This window comes from Nevskia sp. (assembly GCF_051860985.1).
Classification (GTDB): Bacteria; Pseudomonadota; Gammaproteobacteria; order Nevskiales; family Nevskiaceae; genus Nevskia.
The window spans coordinates 1-15,565 of the sequence record NZ_JBIMKV010000015.1 but is presented as its reverse complement, the minus strand read 5'-3'; the positions used below and the strand labels follow the sequence as shown (position 1 = coordinate 15,565).

Below are 15,565 nucleotides of genomic sequence, written 5' to 3'. Positions count from 1 at the left end.
TGCAGGCCGCGCCCGAAGCGCGGCAAAAGGTCGATTACGCGCCGACCTGCTTCAGCCAGTCGTTCAGGTTGTAGTAGTTGGTGACGCGGGCGACCTTGCCGCCGCGGATGTCGAAGAACGCGCCGGCCGGCAGGCGGTAGGTCTGGCCGTTCGCTTCCGGCAAGCCTTCGTCGGTCTTCAGGTACTTGCCGAGCACCAGGAACTCCACGGCCGCGCGCGAGCCATCGACATTGACGTTGATCGAGATGTCGACGATCTCTTCCGAGTACGAGCGATTCATCTTGTCCATGAACGCCTCGAACGCGGCCTTGCCGATCTCCCGGCCGCCCTGGTTGACGTCGTGGATCACGTCGTCGGTCAGCAAGCCTAGGAAGGTCGGCCAGTCACGGCGGTTGAAGGCGCCGTAGTAGTCAGCGAGCAGCTTGCGGGTGGCATCGACGGACATGGTCTTGATCCTTAGGTGGAACGCGCCTCAGGCGCGCAGGAAATCGCCGGATTTGCCGCCGGTCTTCTTCAGCAGCAGGACGTCGCGGATGCGCAGATCGGTGCCGGCATGCGGCTTCAACATGTCGTACAGGCACAGGGACGCGATGCTGGCGGCCGTCAGCGCTTCCATCTCGATGCCGGTGCGGGCGTGGGTGGCGACCTCGACCAGCACGGTGACGCTGGAGGCCGTGAACTGATAGCTGAGGTCCAGACGTTCGACCGGAATCGGGTGGCACAGCGGCAGCAGTTCCCAGGTGCGCTTGGCCGCGAGGATGCCGGCGGCGCGGGAGATCTCCAGCGCATCGCCCTTGTCGAGCGTCCTTTCGCGCAGGCGGACCAGCACCTCGGCCGGCACGTCGACCACGGCCTGGGCCACGGCGACACGCAGGGTGATTTCTTTCGGGCTTACATCGCGCATCGTTCAGGGGTGCTCAAGGTGATTCGACAGGCTGGATCGGCGTGCCTTCCAGAAAGCGCGCCTGGCCGTCGACGTAGTGCTCTTCCTTCCAGATCGGCACCGCCTGCTTGATCGTGTCGATCGCCCAGCGGCAGGCCTCGAAGCCTTCGGCGCGATGGCCGCCGCGGATCACGACGATGACGCTGATCTCGCCAATCGCAAGCGCACCGACCGCATGGGCAACGACGGCGCGGACGCCGAAGCGGGCTTCGGTGGCCGACTCGATCTCGCGCAGCCGCGCTTCGGCCAGCCCGCGATGAGCGTGATAGGTCATGCCGCGCACGGCCTGTCCTTCGTGGATGTTGCGCACCGTGCCGGCAAACAGGTTCAGCGCGCCGGCGGTGGCCGGCTGCGGCTCTGTGAGCCAGTCGGCGAGGTTCAGCGCGCCGTCGCGCAGACGGGGCAGGGTCTTGAGATCGACCATCGCTCAGCCCGCCGAAACCGGCGGAATCAGCGCGATCACATCGCCATCTGCGAGCGGCGCGGTCGGCGAGGCGATGGCGTCACCGGCGGCGATCGCGACCGTGTCGCGGCGGGAAGCGAAATCCGGGTAGCGCGCGGCCAGCGCATCAAGCGCGTCGTTGCCGGTTGCGCCATCGGCAAGATCGAGCGTGATCGCGTCCGACCCGCACCAGCGCGCGCTTGCGCCGTAGCACTCGATGGTCACGCGCATGGCTTATCCGGCCCTCGCGCCAGCGCTCGGGCGTTCGCCGATGCAGCAATCAGTGAATGCAAAACGCATCGGCTCACCCACCCAGCGAGTTCATCGCGATCGGCCGATCCGAATAGCCCGGATTGGCCGCGTAGCCGGCGTCCTTGTTCCAGACCGTGGTGCGGATCAGTGCCGACAGCGCCGCGTCGTCGGCGCCGGCGCGCATCGGGTCGCGCAGGCTGATGCCGTGCTGGGAAAACAGGCAGGGATACAGCGAGCCGTCGGCGGTGATCCGCAGGCGGTCGCAGCTGGCGCAGAACGGGTTCGAGACCGTGGCGATGACGCCGACATCAGGGCCGCCGTCCAGCTGGTAGTAGGCCGCGGGATCGTTGGAGCGCGGCAGAGCGGTGACTGCGTACTCGGCGCGCAGTGCATCGAGGATGTCGGCTTGCGGCACCACGCGGTCGCGGCTCCATTCGCCACGTCCGTCGAGCGGCATGAATTCGATGTAGCGCAGCGGCAGCTGCTCGCGGGCGGCGTAGCGCGCCAGCGGCAGGATCTCGCTTTCGTTGATGCCGCGGATGATCACCGCATTCAGCTTGATCGGGATGCCGGCGTCGCGGGCCGCGCCGATGCCGGCCAGCACCGGGCGGATGCCGCGGCCGCCGGAGAGTTTCGCGAAGATCGCCGGGTCGATCGCGTCGAGGCTGATGTTGAGATCGTCAACGCCGGCGGCCTTCAGGCTCGCGGCGCGCTTTTCCAGCAGCGCGGCATTGCTGGTCAGGCTGATCCGTTCCAGGCCAAAGGGCCGCAGCGCCTGCGCGTCTTCGATGATGCCTTCAAGGTCGCGGCGCAGCAGTGGCTCGCCACCGGTCAGCCGCAGCCGATTCACGCCGAGTTCGGCGACGAACAGCATCAGGATGCGAGACAGCTCCGCACGGCTCAGGCGATCGGCCCGGTCCATGAATTCCGGGCGTTCCGGCATGCAGTACGGGCACCGGAAATTGCAGCGATCCGTCAGCGATATCCGCAGCTTGCGCTTGATCCGGCCGAATCGGTCGGCAATCGGGCTGGGCGGCGCGGTGGTCGGGCGGGGCAGCAAGGTCATGCCGCATTGTACGGCCTGCCACCGGCCGGATGGCGGCCGCGATTTATGCTGCTTTCAGCCGATTAGGCGCGGCGGCGCAGGAATACCGGTTCGGCGTGATCGGCGGCCTGCTGGTAGGCCACGCTGAACTCGTGGATCGCCGCCAGACAGGCCGCCGGGTTCTGGCCTTCGCGCAGTTCGAAGCTGGTGAAGCCGCAGCGAACCATGAAGCCGATCTGGTCGCGGACCACGGCCTTGCCAGTCGCGCGCAGCTCGCCCTTGTAGGCGAAGCGCTCGGCGAGCAGACGGGCCTGCGAGTATGCGCGGCCATCCGGGAAGGCCGGGAAATCGAGCGCGATCAGCGGCCGGTCGGCGATCTCCGGCAGCACGCCGGCGATGTCGATCGTGTTCGGAATCTTCACGCCGATCGCCCGCCCGGACGCCAACAGCGCGTCGCGCTCGGCCTGCCAGCGGCTGTAGCTGACGATCAGCTTGCCGGTCGCCGGCAGCGGTGCGTCATCGGCCAGCAGCGTGTAGTCGTCGGCCTCGACGCGCTGGTTGCGCAGCAGCGTGGTGCTCATGCTTCGGCCTCGACCTTCGCGTACAACCGGGTCTTGAACGGCGCCATGCCGACGCGGCGGTAGCAGTCGAGGAAGGATTCGTCCTCGCTGTGGCGTTCGGCTAGATAGGTTTCGATCAGGTTCTGCACGGCGCCGGCGATGTCGGCGCGCGACACGCTGGGACCGGTGCGGTCGCCGAGGCTGGCGTCGTTGCTGGACGAACCGCCGAGGGTGATCTGGTACCACTCCTCGCCCTTTTTATCGACGCCGAGAATGCCGATGTGGCCGACGCTGTGGTGGCCGCAGCCGTTCATGCAGCCGGACATGTTCAGCTTGATGTCGCCGATGTCGTGCTGATCGTCGAGGTTCTCGAAGCGCTCGAAGATTTCCTCGGCAACGGCGATCGAGCTGGCGTTGCTCAAGCTGCAGAAATCGAGCCCCGGGCAGCAGATGACGTCGGTCAGCAGGCCGATGTTCGGCGTTGCCAGACCGATGCCGGCCAGCGCCTGCCACAGCGGATACAGATCCTTTTGGGCAACGTCGGCGAATACCAGGTTCTGGGTGTGGGTCACCCGCACTTCGCCGAACGAGTAGCGATCGGCGAGATCGGCCACCGCGTCGAGCTGGGCGGCATCGATGTCACCGGGGGCCACGCCCTTGGCTTTCAGCGACGCGAACACGGCCGAGTAGCCGGGCACCCGGTGCGCTTTCAGGTTGCGGCGCGTCCAGGCGGCGAACGCCGGGTGGGCGGCGATCTGGGCGGCGTAGCTGCTGTCGTTCGCGGCCGTTTCGTCGTAGCGCGGCTGCGAGAAATGCTGCTTGACCCGGTCGAGATCGGCCTGCGTCAGCTTCAGGTAGGAATCCTTGATCTGCGCCCATTCGGCTTCGACCATCTCGGCGAACTTGGCGGCGCCGGTTTCCTTGACCAGGATCTTGATCCGCGCTTTGTAGATGTTGTCGCGTCGGCCGAGGCGGTTGTAGACGCGCAGCACCGCTTCGCAGTAGCTCAGCAGGTCGGCTTCGGGCAGGAAGTCGCGCAGCTTGACGCCGATGATCGGCGTCCGGCCGAGGCCGCCGCCGACGTACATCGTGTAGCCGAGTTCGCCGTGCTCGTTGCGCACGATGTGGACGCCGATGTCGTGCACGCGGGTCGCGGCGCGATCGGTGGTCGACGAGCTGATCGCGATCTTGAACTTGCGCGGCAGCCAGTTGAATTCCGGGTGCAGGGTCGCCCACTGGCGGGCGATCTCGCAGTACGGGCGCGGGTCGACCAGCTCGTCGGCGGCAACACCGGCGAGGTGATCCGAGGTGAAATTGCGGATGCAGTTGCCGCTGGTCTGGATCGCGTGCATCTGCACTCTGGCGAGATCGGCCAGGATGTCGGGCACCGATTCCAGGGTCGGCCAGTTGAACTGGATGTTCTGCCGCGTCGTCAGGTGGCCGTAGCCCTTGTCGTAGGTGCGGGCGATGTGACCGAGCATCCGCACCTGCTTCGACGACAGCAGGCCGTAGGGAATCGCCACCCGCAGCATCGGCGCAAACCGCTGCACGTACAGGCCGTTGCGCAAGCGGAGCATCCGGTACTCGTCGTCCGGCAATTCGCCGGCGAGGTAGCGCCGGGTCTGGTCGCGGAACTGCGCGACCCGTTCGTCGACCAGTTTCTGGTCGTATTCGTCGTACTGGTACATGGCGCCACTGCTCGCAGGCCCGCCGGGACATGGCGGGTGCGCACTGTAAGGCTCGGGTTGGGGAATATCCTAATAACTTTCCGAAAGTTGACCGTGCGCCCGCCGGCCGCGCCGCCTCACATCATCTGCAGCCGGGCGACGATTTCCTGCACCCGTCGCTGGCGCGCATCGGGCTCGAGGATTTCTGCCACTTCCTGCACCGTTTCGCGGCTCAGGTGAGGCGCGAAGCGCGTGATGAAATCGACCATGTAGCCGCGCAGGAACTTGCCCTGCCGGAAGCCGATGTGGGTGGTGCTGGGCTCGAACAGGTGCTCGGCGGAAATCTGCACCAGGTCGTGGTCGATCGCCGGGTCCCAGGCCATCGACGCGACGATGCCGACGCCCAGCCCGAGCCGCACATAGGTCTTGATGACGTCGGCATCGACGGCGGTCAGCACCACATCCGGCTTCAGGCCGTGGGCGGCAAACGCCTGGTCGAGCTTGGAGCGGCCGGTGAAGCCGAAGGTGTAGGTGATCACCGGATGCGCCGCGATGTCGGCCAGGCTCAGCTTGCCCTTGTTGGCAGCGCCACCGAAGGCCTTGGCCAGCGGATGGTCCGGCAGCACCAGCACGCTGCGGTTCCAGTGGTAGCAGGGCAGCATCACCAGCGGCGCGAAGTGTTCGAGCGCTTCGGTGGCCACCGCGAAATCGGCGGTGCCGTCGACCGCCATCTTGGCGATCTGCTGCGGGCTGCCCTGGTGCAGGTGCAGGGTGACCTGCGGCCAGGCCTTGCGGAATCCCTGGATCACCTTCGGCAGCGCGTAGCGGGCCTGCGTGTGGGTGGTGGCCAGGGTCAGTTCGCCGCGGTGCGTTTCGCGGAACTCCTCGGCCACGTTGCGGATGTTGTCGGCCTCCAGCAGCAGGCGCTCGGTGTATTCGATGATCCGCTTGCCGGCCGGCGTGATTTCTACCAGGTGCTTGCCGTTGCGGACGAAGATGTCGACGCCCAGTTCATCCTCCAGCAGCCGGACCTGCTTCGACACGCCGGGCTGCGAGGTGAACAGCGCATCGGCGGCGGCCGTGACGTTCAGACCGCGCTTGGCGACCTCGAGAATGTAGTGCAGTTGTCGAAGCTTCATGGACCATCATTTATAGCTAAATATTATTTAAGAGTATCAATTTATCGACCTCCCGATCCTTCGTGCCCCGTCGCGCGGTGATCGCCGCCTGAACGGCGGCGATCCTGCGGCGGACCGCAGCCGCCGGCCGCGCGCGTCATCGGCCGTCGCCGACCGGGGATAATGCGGCGTCCCGCCCTGCCTGCCCCCATGTCCGACCAGCCTGCCGCCACGCCCCGCTATTTTCCGGTCACGCTGCGGCTCGACGATGCCCGCGTGGTGGTGGTCGGCGGCGGCGAGGTGGCGGCCCGCAAGATTCGCCTGCTGCTGCGCGCCGGCCCGCAGATCGAGGTGCTGGCGCTGGCGCTGAATCCGGAACTGGAGCAGTGGTGCCGCGACGGCGTGGTCCGCCACCGAGCCGCCACCTTCGATGCCGCCTGTCTCGACGGCGCCCGGCTGGTGATCGCGGCGACCGACGACCGCGCGCTGAACCGGCAGGTGGCCGCCGCGGCACGGGCGCGCAACATTCCGGTCAATGTCGTCGACGACCCGGAGCCGAGCACCTTCATCACGCCGGCGATCATCGACCGCGCGCCGCTGACCGTCGCGATCTCCAGCGGCGGCGCGGCGCCGGTCGTCGCCCGTCGCCTGCGCGAGCGGCTGGAAGCGGAATTGCCGCAGACCTACGGCGCGCTGGCCCGCTACACCCAGCTCCGGCGCGACCGGGTCAAGGCCGCGCTCGAAGGCCCGGCGCGGCGTGCGCTGTGGGAGCGTTTCCTCGACAGCCCCGGCGCCGAAGCGGTGCTGCGGGGCGACGAGGCGGCGGCCGACGCGGTGCTCGACCAGTTGCTGGCCGATGGTCGGCCGCTCGGCGAGGTTTATCTGGTCGGCGCCGGTCCCGGCGATCCGGACCTGCTGACCTTCCGCGCGCTGCGCCTGATGCAGCAGGCGGACGTGGTGCTCTACGACCGCCTGATCGGCCCCGGCATCCTCGATCTGGTGCGCCGTGACGCCGAGCGCATCTTCGTCGGCAAGCGCCGCCACCAGCACACCGTGCCGCAGGACGAGATCAACGAGGAGCTGGTGCGGCTGGCGCGGCAGGGCAAGCGCGTGCTGCGCCTGAAAGGCGGCGATCCCTTCGTCTTCGGACGCGGCGGCGAGGAGATCGAGCGGCTGGCCCAGGCCGGCATTCCGTTCCAGGTGGTGCCCGGCATCACCGCCGCCAGCGGCTGCTCGACCTATGCCGGCATTCCGCTGACCCACCGCGACTACGCGCAGGCCTGCATCTTCGTCACCGGCCACCCGCGCGCCGATGGCCAGCTGACCCTGCCGTGGGACGCGCTGGCCCGGCCCGGCCAGACGATCGCCATCTACATGGGCCTGGGTTCGCTGCCGATGCTCAGTGCCCAGCTGATGGCCCATGGCCTGCCCGGCGACTGGCCGGCGGCGCTGATCGTCGAAGGCACGCAGGCCACCCAGCGGGTGATCGCCTCGACCCTGGCCGCGCTGCCGGGCGAAGTCGCCGCTGCCGAGATCAAGGGCGCCAGCCTGGTGATCGTCGGTGAAGTCGTGAAGCTGCGCGATCGGCTGGCCTGGCGCTGAGCCGGCCGGCCGGCGCCTTCAGGGAACCAGCACGGCCTTGCCGGTCACCTTGCGCGCCTGCATGTCGAGCATCGCCTGCGTCGCCTCGGCCAGCGGATAGGTCTTGGAGATAAACGGCTTGAGTCTGCCTTCGCCGTGCCAGGCGAACAGCTGGGCGAAGTTCTCGGCATTCAGTGCCGCTTCGCGGACGATGAACGCGCCCCAGAACACGCCGATCGCCGACGCGCCCTTCAGCAGCAGGCGGTTCAGGGCGATTTCCGGAATGGTGCCGGCGGCGAAGCCAACCACCAGATAGCGGCCGTTCCAGTTGATCGCCGAGAAGCAGTCCTGGGCCAGATCACCGCCGACCGGATCGTAGATCACGTCGGCGCCCTGGCCCTTTGTCAGCTTCTTGACCGCTTCCTTCAGGCTTTCTTTCGAGTAGTCGATGACCTCGTCGGCACCCTGCGCCCGGCACAGCGCCAGCTTTTCCGGGCTCGACGCTGCGGCGATGACGCGCGCGCCCATCAGCTTGCCGATCTGGATCGCCGACAGGCCGACGCCGCCGGCCGCGCCCAGCACCAGCAGCGTTTCGCCCGCTTTCAGCTGGCCGCGCTGCTTCAGCGCGTGGAGGGTGGTGCCGTAGACCAGCGTGAAGCCGGCCGCTTCGATCAGGTCGAAACCCTCCGGCAGTTTCAGCACGCCGTCGGCCGCCGCGTTGACTTCCTCGGCGTAGCCGCCGATCGGGATCAGCGTCGCGACCCGGTCGCCGACTGCCAGCCGCGTGACCTTGGCGCCGACGGCGGTGATCACGCCCGACACCTCGGCGCCCGGCGTGAACGGCGGGTTGGCCTTGAACTGGTACTTGCCCTGGATCTGCAGGATGTCCGGGAAATTGACGCCGGCACCGGCCACCTTGATCCGGACCTCGTTGGGGCCGGGCGGCGGCAGCGTCACCTCGCCGAACACCAGTTTTTCCGGGCCGCCGAGTTCAGTGCAGAGGATGGCTTTCATGGTGAGGGCAGATGTGGCGATGAACGGGACGCTAGTGCGCGTGCGGCCGCGAGTGGTCGTGACCGTGATGGCGCAGCTGGTAGTTGCGCAGATGGGCCAGTGCCAGCAACACGGCGCCGATGATGGTCAGCAGCCGCTCGCCTTCGGCATCGAGCAGGCCGAACTGGATGCCGAACGCGGCGAACACCATGAACGCCATGCCGGCCAGTCCGAGCGCCGCTACCGGACTGCTGCGATGTCGCCGCCAGCCCCAGCCCAGCGCGATCAGGCTAGTCGGCACGGCGGCCAGCAGCAGCCACTGGTGGAAGCGTTCATCGGTGACCAGGCTCGAAGCCGCCAGCGGCAGCGCGGCTACCAGCACCGGCAGCGCCAGACAGTGCACCAGACACAGCGCCGACAGCAGCATGGCAAGGCCGTCGAGGCCCCGGATCGGGGTCTCCTCGGCGGCAGCGGAAAGTGGGGGGGGAGGCTTCATCGGGGCGGAAGATTAGCATTGACCCGCCCCGCCTGAACCGGGCGGGGCCGCCCTTGCGGTTGCGGGGATGGCGGCCGCGGCGCGCCGGCCGGCGGGGCCGGCAACGGCGATGGCGGCAACCGCCGGAGGGTCTGCCGTAGGCATGCCCTCCAGCGGTCGCCGCCGTTAGATCGCCGCTGGCGTGCGCTCAGATCGCCAGACGGAAGCCGACGTAGACCGAAGCGCCGGGCGCCGGCGCGAAGTCCTTGAGGAACGAGGTGGCGCGGCGGATGTCGTCGTCCAGCACGTTGCGGGCGCGCAGGAACAGTTCGCTGTCGGCGTTCGCGTCGGCTGCCAGCTTGAAGCGATAGGCCGCCTCGATGTTCAGCAGGTTGTAGCCGGCGGTCCGGGTTTCCAGCGACGTGAAATCGTTCTGAGCGAACACCCGTGTGTAGCTCAGCGAGGCATGGAACGGCCCGTACTGCGGATCGATGCCGACGCCGGCCCGTGCCGGCGTCACGCGCGGCAGGTTGCCGCCGCTGCGCAGCTCGCCGATCACCCGGTCGCCGAACAGCCGCAGCGACAGGCCCAGCGGCCCGTCGCGCAGCAGCCGGTAGGCGGCCTGGCCCTCGAAGCCGTAGAAGCGGGCGTTGGCCTGCCGGTAGTTGACCAGCAGCAGATCGCCGTCCGGATCGAAGTTGCCGTCCTCGTCGACGCGGTCGGCGATGCCGTCGCGGCTGACCGCCGCATCGACCTCGGCCGCCGCCACGCGGGCCGGCGCCCGGGCCGTCGCCTGCTCGCCCTGATGGCCGCCGCTGCTGCCATCGGCGTTCAGGCCGGCGTCGACCTCGTCGAGGAACAGGTAGTTGCGGATGCTGTTCAGGTACAGCGTGCCCTCCACCGACAGCCGGTCATCGTGGTGATCGAAGCCGACCTCGATGTTGTTGGCGGTCTCGATCGACGCGTCCTGGAGCCCGCGTTCGAAAGTGCCGGTGGCCAGATGCGGGCCGAACGCGAACAGTTCTTCCGCTGCGGCCGAGCGCTGCGCGCGGCTGAAGTTGACCTTCAGGTGATCGTGCGGGCTCAGGTTATAGATGCTGCCGAGCGAGAAGCTGACCGGCGTGAAGTCGCGGTTCGGGCCGGGCAGCGTGCCGTCGTCGGCGAAGTTCGGCTTCACCGTGTCGCGGTTGACGCGCACGCCGGCCTCGAACTTGCCGCGCGCCCACGGCCGTTCCTCGATCAGGAACACGCCGACTTGCGTGGTCCGGGTCGACGGCACGAAAGCTTCCTCGCCGATCGCCGAGAAGCGGCGGAAATCATGCTGCACGCCGAACACGCCCCGGAAGCCGAACAGCGGCGCGTGGACGATTTCCAGGCGGCTCTGGTTCTGGCTGTTGCGGAACAGGGTGCCGGGCTCTTCCGGCGCTTCGAACTCGGTGTGGTCGTAGGCGTTGAACGCGCCGCGGAACTTCACCGATTCGATGCCCGGAGCGGGGCGGTCGAGAATGCCCTGCAGGTCGTAGCGGGTCTGGTCGAGGTTGATGAATGCGGTCTCTTCCTGCGGCAGACCGTAGACCGCGCCGAAGGTCGACACCGCGAAGCTCAAGGAGCTGCCGCCGCTGACGTAGCCGTACGAGAAGCCGGTGGAATTGGTCTGTGTGCGGCTGTTGACGAGCCGTCCCTCGCTGCCTTCACCATCGACGCGGGCATTGCCGGGGATGTCGTAGTCACTGGCCTTGCGGCCGGCGGCGTCGACATGGAACTGGTGGTGGCCGATGCCGTAGTCGAGTTCCAGCGCGCCGTTGCGGTCATCGGCGTTGCTGCCGAACTGGCCTTCGAGCACACCGTGGAAGCCGTCGTCGACGCTGGTCGGCAGCCGGCCGTTGAGCACGTTGACCACCCCGCCGAGCGCCCGGCTGCCGTAGATCAGCGTCGCCGGGCCGCGGAGCACTTCGATCGCCCGGGCGTTGCCGACATCGATGCCGACCGCATGGTCCGGGCTGACGTCGGAAACATCGAGCGAGCTGATGCCGTTCTCCAGCACCTCGACGCGCGGCCCGGCCTGGCCCCGGATCACCGGGCGACCGGCGCCGGCGCCGAAATCGGTGGTCGAGATGCCGGGCTCGTTCTCCAGCGTTTCGCCGATCGTGCCTCGGCGCTTGCGGTTCAGCTCGTCGCCGTCGACCACCGTGGTCGGCTGCACCAGTTCATCGGAGGTCTTGCCCAGCGGGTTGGCGCGGACGGTGATGGTGTCGAGTTCGACGGCGGCCTCGTCGGCCATGGACAGCAACGGGAAACTGGCGGCGGCGGCCACCAGCGGCAGCAGACGGGTGGCACGACGGACAACGGATGCAGGACGGCCCTGCGGAAGGACGGAATTCATGGGGTTCCTCGATACAGACGATGCGACGCGAGCAGACAAGGGCTCGCGCACGAAGGATCAGCAGTTCGTCAGACGAGGCGAGAGGGCGGGCCGCGCGACGGCGGCGTCCGCAGGCTGGGGCGCGTTGTGGGGGCCAGCCGCGCAGCCGGCGGGCCTTCCAGCGCGAGCGGCGGCAAGGACGGCGCCAGGCTGGCCGGCGGCGGCCCGGCCGAGGCATGACCGACCGCGCACAGCTCGCAGGCCACCAGCTGTTCGCCGGCGTTGAGCTCGTGCTGGATGCCGTGCACCACGGCCAGCCACTGGCCGACCACAAGGGTCAGCACCAGCAGCCAGAGATGGCGGGGTCGGATCGGGGTCATGTCGGGGATGCGGCAGGCTGCGAATCGTACGACATTCGAACCGTGGCTCCGTTCCGGCCGGAGCGGAGCGCTAGACCTCAAGCTTGTAGCCGACGCCGTAGATCGAGCGGATCAGCTCCTGCTCGGGGCTGGCGGCATCGAGCTTGCGGCGCAGGTTCTTGATGTGGCTGTCGACCGTGCGGTCGGTGACGATGCGGTGATCGGTGTAGAGCCGGTCGAGCAGCTGGTCGCGCGAGAACACCCGGCCCGGCGCATCGGCCAGCGTCTTCAGCAGTCGGAACTCGACCGGCGTCAGCGCCAGCGGCTGGCCGCGGAACTCGGCGCTGTAGCGGGACTCGTCGATCTGCAGCGCGCTGCGCGGCGTGCTGTCGTCGGCGGCAGTGGTCGTACCGGCCCGGCTGCGGCGCAGGATGGCGCGCACCCGCGCCACGACTTCGCGCGGGCTGAACGGTTTGCAGATGTAGTCGTCGGCGCCCAGTTCCAGCCCCAGCAGGCGATCGATCTCCTCGACCCGGGCGGTGACCATCACGATCGGCACCTCGCTGAAGCGGCGCAGCGTGCGGCAGACATCGAGGCCGTCCTTGCCGGGCAGCATCAGGTCGAGCAGCACCAGGGCCGGCGCCAGCTGCCGCACCTGGGCCTCGACCTCGCGGCCGTCGGCGCAGACCCCGGTGCGATAGCCGGCCGCCTTCAGGTAGTCGGCCAGCAGCGCGGCGAGCTTCGGCTCGTCCTCGACAATCAGGATCAGCGCGGCCTCGTCGCTCATCGCTCAGCGTCCGGCGGCTGCCAGCGGCAGGCGCAGTTCCACGCGCAGGCCACCCAACGGCGAGGCGGCCGCCTGCAGGTTGCCGCCGTGGGCCTCGGCGATCTTCAGGCTGATCGCCAGCCCCAGGCCGGCGCCACCGGTGGCGCGGTTGCGCGAGCTTTCGACGCGGAAGAAGCGGTCGAACAGCTGCGGCAGCGCTGCGTCGGCAACGCCGGGCGCGCTGTCATCGAAGCGCAGCAGCAGAACGGCGTCGGCGACCGTGGCGCTGATCCGTAGCCGGCCGCCGGCATCGGTGTAGCGCAGGCTGTTCTCCAGCAGGTTGCCGAACAGCTGGCCGAGCCGACCTTCGTCGGCGATCACCTGCAGCGGCGCGTCGGGCAGCGCCAGATCCAGCGCCAGCGCGCGCGCGGCATAGCGTTCACGCCAGGGCTGCACGGTTTCGCGCAGCAGATCGGCGGCGTCGAGTGCAGCCATCCGGTAGCGCAGCGCGCCGACATCGGCGAGCGAGAGCTCGTAGAGATCGTCGACCAGCTTGCCGAGGGTCGCCGTTTCCGCCTGCAGCGAGCGGATCGATGCCGGCGTCACCGCGCGGACGCCGTCCTCCAGCGCTTCCAGTTCGCCGCGCAGCACCGCCAGCGGCGTGCGCAGCTCGTGCGAGACATCGGCGATGAACGCCCGGCGCAGGCCTTCGTTCCGCTGCAGCGCCAGGGCCAGGCGGTTGAAGTCTTCGGCGAGCTGGCCGAGTTCATCGCTGGAGCCGGCTTCGATGCGGGTGTCGTACTGGCCGGCAGCCAGCGCATGGGTGCCGCGAGCGATGCGGGTCAGCGGCGCGATAAAGCGCCGCGCCAGCAGCATCGCGACGGCTGCCGCCAGTGCGACGGTCAGGCCGCCGATCACCCAGCTGGCCCAGAGCTGCTGTTCGGCGAAGCGCTGGGCGGCTGCCGTGCTGACGTTCTGGAACGGCACCAGCGCCACCCAGCCGACGGTGCGGCCGTCGACCTGCACCGGCCGCAGCAGCGCGCCTTCACCGACGCGGGTGCCGATCTGGGGATTGCCGGCGATGAAGCCGCGCTGTTCGTCGAGCAGGGCCAGGCGCAGGTTGACGCCGGTCAGATCCGATTCGGGCGGCGCCGGTGGTCGCGCGGCAGCTGTTGCCGCGGCGGGCGGCGGGGACGGCGGCCGCTCGCGGTCGTCGGCGCGCTCGCAGTCGGCGTCGGTGCCGCTGATCCGGTCCGGCCCGCCTGGCCGCAGCAGTCGAAACCACTGGCGCGGGTTGTCCTTGAAGCAGTGCCAGCCGCCCTGCTGCTGCCAGGTGGCCGCCAGCACCGGCAGCAGCGCGTCCATCCGTTCGACACCCTGGTCGTTGAGATAGCCGAGGAAGCCGCGGTTGAAGGTCAGCCGCGACGCCAGGCCCATGGCCACCGCCACCAGCACGCTGCTGGCGAGGATGGCGAGGAACAGCTTGGCGGTGATACCCGGCTTGAACATGGGCGCAGCGTGGCAGGGAAGGCGGCCTATTTCCGCTGCTGCGCGTGCGGATCACAAGGCCTGCCCGGCCGATTCCACGAGAACTCCACGATTGGCCGGCCCGGCGGCAGGTGGCTTCCACCCAGCCTGCATCGTCTCTGCACATTCGCCGCGCACAGTGCCGCCCAGACCGGTTGCCATTTCTGCGACCGCCCATTCTCCCCACGTCTTTCAGGGCTGGCCCGACACCATGAGTGCATCCATCACCGTCCCGGCGCGTCGCCGCCTTCGTCGCTGGAGCCTCGCGGCTGTTGCGTTGCTGCTGGTGCTGGCGGCGGTGGCCGCGGTCTGGCAACGCACGAAGACGGCCGATCCCGCCGCCAGCCTGCGTTTTGCCACCGTCGAACGCGGCAACCTGGAAAAGACCGTCACGGCGGTCGGCTCGCTGAAAGCCAAGAACTATGTCGACGTCGGCACCCAGGTCTCTGGCCGGGTGCTGAAGATCCACGTCGAGATCGGCGACAAGGTGGCCAAGGGTGAGCTGATCGCCGAGATCGACCCGACCGTCTACGCCTCGACGGTCGCCAAGGACCGCGCCAACCTCGACAACCTGCGCGCCCAGCTGGCCCAGCGGCAGGCCGAGCAGCTGCTGGCCGATCAGCAGGCCGCCCGCAATGGCCGGCTGGCGCTCGGCAATGCGGTCAGCCAGGACGTGGTGCAGCAGGCCGAGGCGGCGGCGCGGGTCGCGGCGGCTTCGGTGAACTCTGTCAAGGCCCAGATCAAGGCCGCCGAAGCCACGCTCGAAGGCGATCTCGCCAATCTCGGCTTCACCAAGATCTACGCGCCGATGGACGGCACCGTGGTGGTCCAGGACACCCGCGAAGGACAGACCGTGAACTCGGTGCAGTCGGTCGCGGTGATCGCCCAGGTCGCCAATCTCGACGTGATGACGGTCTGGGCGCAGGTGGCCGAAGCCGATGTCGGCAGCATCCGGCCGGAGATGCCGGCCTACTTCACCACGCTCGGCGCGCCGGAGCGGCGCTGGCAGGGCACGGTGCGCCAGGTGCAGCCGACGCCGACCACCACCAACGATGTGGTGCTCTACAACGTGCTGGTCGATGTCGACAACCGCGAGCGCGCGCTGCTGCCGGCGATGACCGTGCAGGCCTTCTTCGTGCTGGCCGAGGCGAAGGACGCGATCCTGGTGCCGCTCGGCGCGCTGAAGCCGGACCCGGACGCGCGCCGCCCGAACGGCGCGCCTGGCGCTTCCGGCCCGGAAGCGGCCAGCAGCGGCGATCGCCCGCGCCGCAGCAGGGAAGACGGCGAACGGCCCCGGCGCCGCCAGCCGGCGACCGGCGACGGCGCTGCGCCGATGACCGCAGAGGCAGCGCCCGTCGCCGATGGCGAGCACGGCGCGGCGGCCGGCGAGGGCGGTGCTGGCGCCGATGCGCCGCGCGGCCCGCGTCGCGGCCGGCCGTGGCGGGTGCAGGTCAAGGCCGCCGACGGCAGCCTCG

General features: G+C 68.9%; 16 protein-coding genes. 2 read left to right on the top strand and 14 right to left on the bottom strand.

Annotation, left to right across the window (positions count from 1 at the left end):
• Positions 1 to 34 precede the first annotated feature (34 nt).
• The 8 genes from ACTIGJ_RS14680 to cysB all read right to left on the bottom strand — a co-directional run bounded on the left by ACTIGJ_RS14680 (position 35) and on the right by cysB (position 6,048).
• Positions 35 to 445 carry a ketosteroid isomerase-related protein gene (locus ACTIGJ_RS14680; RefSeq protein ID WP_439641076.1) on the bottom strand — a complete coding sequence of 137 codons (411 nt, stop codon included), beginning with the start codon at positions 443 to 445 and terminating at the stop codon, positions 35 to 37.
• 27 nt (positions 446 to 472) lie between these two features.
• Positions 473 to 904, bottom strand: coding sequence for a cyclic pyranopterin monophosphate synthase MoaC (moaC, locus tag ACTIGJ_RS14675; RefSeq protein WP_439641075.1), 432 nt, complete (start codon positions 902 to 904; stop codon positions 473 to 475).
• A gap of 13 nt (positions 905 to 917) precedes the next feature.
• A complete protein-coding gene (locus tag ACTIGJ_RS14670; protein WP_439641074.1) occupies positions 918 to 1,367 on the bottom strand; it encodes a molybdenum cofactor biosynthesis protein MoaE in 450 nt (149 codons plus the stop codon).
• Positions 1,368 to 1,370: 3 nt separating this feature from the next.
• Complete coding sequence (locus tag ACTIGJ_RS14665) at positions 1,371 to 1,616, bottom strand: MoaD/ThiS family protein (RefSeq protein ID WP_439641073.1); 246 nt, start codon at positions 1,614 to 1,616, stop codon at positions 1,371 to 1,373.
• A gap of 73 nt (positions 1,617 to 1,689) precedes the next feature.
• Entirely contained in the window at positions 1,690 to 2,703 is a 1,014-nt protein-coding gene (gene moaA / locus ACTIGJ_RS14660; RefSeq protein WP_439641072.1) for a GTP 3',8-cyclase MoaA, read from the bottom strand.
• A gap of 62 nt (positions 2,704 to 2,765) precedes the next feature.
• Positions 2,766 to 3,263, bottom strand: coding sequence for a DUF934 domain-containing protein (locus ACTIGJ_RS14655; RefSeq protein WP_439641071.1), 498 nt, complete (start codon positions 3,261 to 3,263; stop codon positions 2,766 to 2,768).
• Positions 3,260 to 4,930 carry a nitrite/sulfite reductase gene (locus ACTIGJ_RS14650; protein ID WP_439641070.1) on the bottom strand — a complete coding sequence of 557 codons (1,671 nt, stop codon included), beginning with the start codon at positions 4,928 to 4,930 and terminating at the stop codon, positions 3,260 to 3,262. The genes ACTIGJ_RS14655 and ACTIGJ_RS14650 overlap by 4 nt, the downstream gene beginning before the upstream one ends.
• Before the next feature lie 116 nt (positions 4,931 to 5,046).
• Entirely contained in the window at positions 5,047 to 6,048 is a 1,002-nt protein-coding gene (gene cysB / locus ACTIGJ_RS14645; protein WP_439641069.1) for an HTH-type transcriptional regulator CysB, read from the bottom strand.
• Between the two features lie 189 nt (positions 6,049 to 6,237).
• Between cysB and cysG the strand changes: the two genes are divergently transcribed.
• On the top strand, positions 6,238 to 7,629 hold the full coding sequence (cysG, locus tag ACTIGJ_RS14640; RefSeq protein WP_439641068.1) for a siroheme synthase CysG: 1,392 nt from the start codon (positions 6,238 to 6,240) through the stop codon (positions 7,627 to 7,629).
• 18 nt (positions 7,630 to 7,647) lie between these two features.
• Here cysG and ACTIGJ_RS14635 read toward each other — a convergent pair whose 3' ends face one another.
• From ACTIGJ_RS14635 to baeS, 6 genes are all read right to left on the bottom strand, one after another.
• Complete coding sequence (locus tag ACTIGJ_RS14635; protein WP_439641067.1) at positions 7,648 to 8,622, bottom strand: NADPH:quinone oxidoreductase family protein; 975 nt, start codon at positions 8,620 to 8,622, stop codon at positions 7,648 to 7,650.
• Between the two features lie 31 nt (positions 8,623 to 8,653).
• Positions 8,654 to 9,097, bottom strand: coding sequence for a MerC domain-containing protein (locus ACTIGJ_RS14630; protein WP_439641066.1), 444 nt, complete (start codon positions 9,095 to 9,097; stop codon positions 8,654 to 8,656).
• A 187-nt stretch (positions 9,098 to 9,284) separates the two neighbouring features.
• Entirely contained in the window at positions 9,285 to 11,459 is a 2,175-nt protein-coding gene (locus ACTIGJ_RS14625; protein WP_439641065.1) for a TonB-dependent receptor, read from the bottom strand.
• A 68-nt stretch (positions 11,460 to 11,527) separates the two neighbouring features.
• Positions 11,528 to 11,818, bottom strand: coding sequence for a hypothetical protein (locus ACTIGJ_RS14620; protein ID WP_439641064.1), 291 nt, complete (start codon positions 11,816 to 11,818; stop codon positions 11,528 to 11,530).
• Positions 11,819 to 11,888: 70 nt separating this feature from the next.
• On the bottom strand, positions 11,889 to 12,584 hold the full coding sequence (locus ACTIGJ_RS14615) for a response regulator (RefSeq protein WP_439641063.1): 696 nt from the start codon (positions 12,582 to 12,584) through the stop codon (positions 11,889 to 11,891).
• Between the two features lie 3 nt (positions 12,585 to 12,587).
• The gene (gene baeS, locus ACTIGJ_RS14610; protein WP_439641062.1) at positions 12,588 to 14,072 is read right to left on the bottom strand and encodes a sensor histidine kinase efflux regulator BaeS; all 1,485 of its coding nucleotides are present in this window, start codon (positions 14,070 to 14,072) and stop codon (positions 12,588 to 12,590) included.
• Between the two features lie 229 nt (positions 14,073 to 14,301).
• Between baeS and ACTIGJ_RS14605 the strand changes: the two genes are divergently transcribed.
• A partial coding sequence (locus tag ACTIGJ_RS14605) for an efflux RND transporter periplasmic adaptor subunit (RefSeq protein ID WP_439641061.1) occupies positions 14,302 to 15,565 on the top strand: 1,264 nt, incomplete at its 3' end.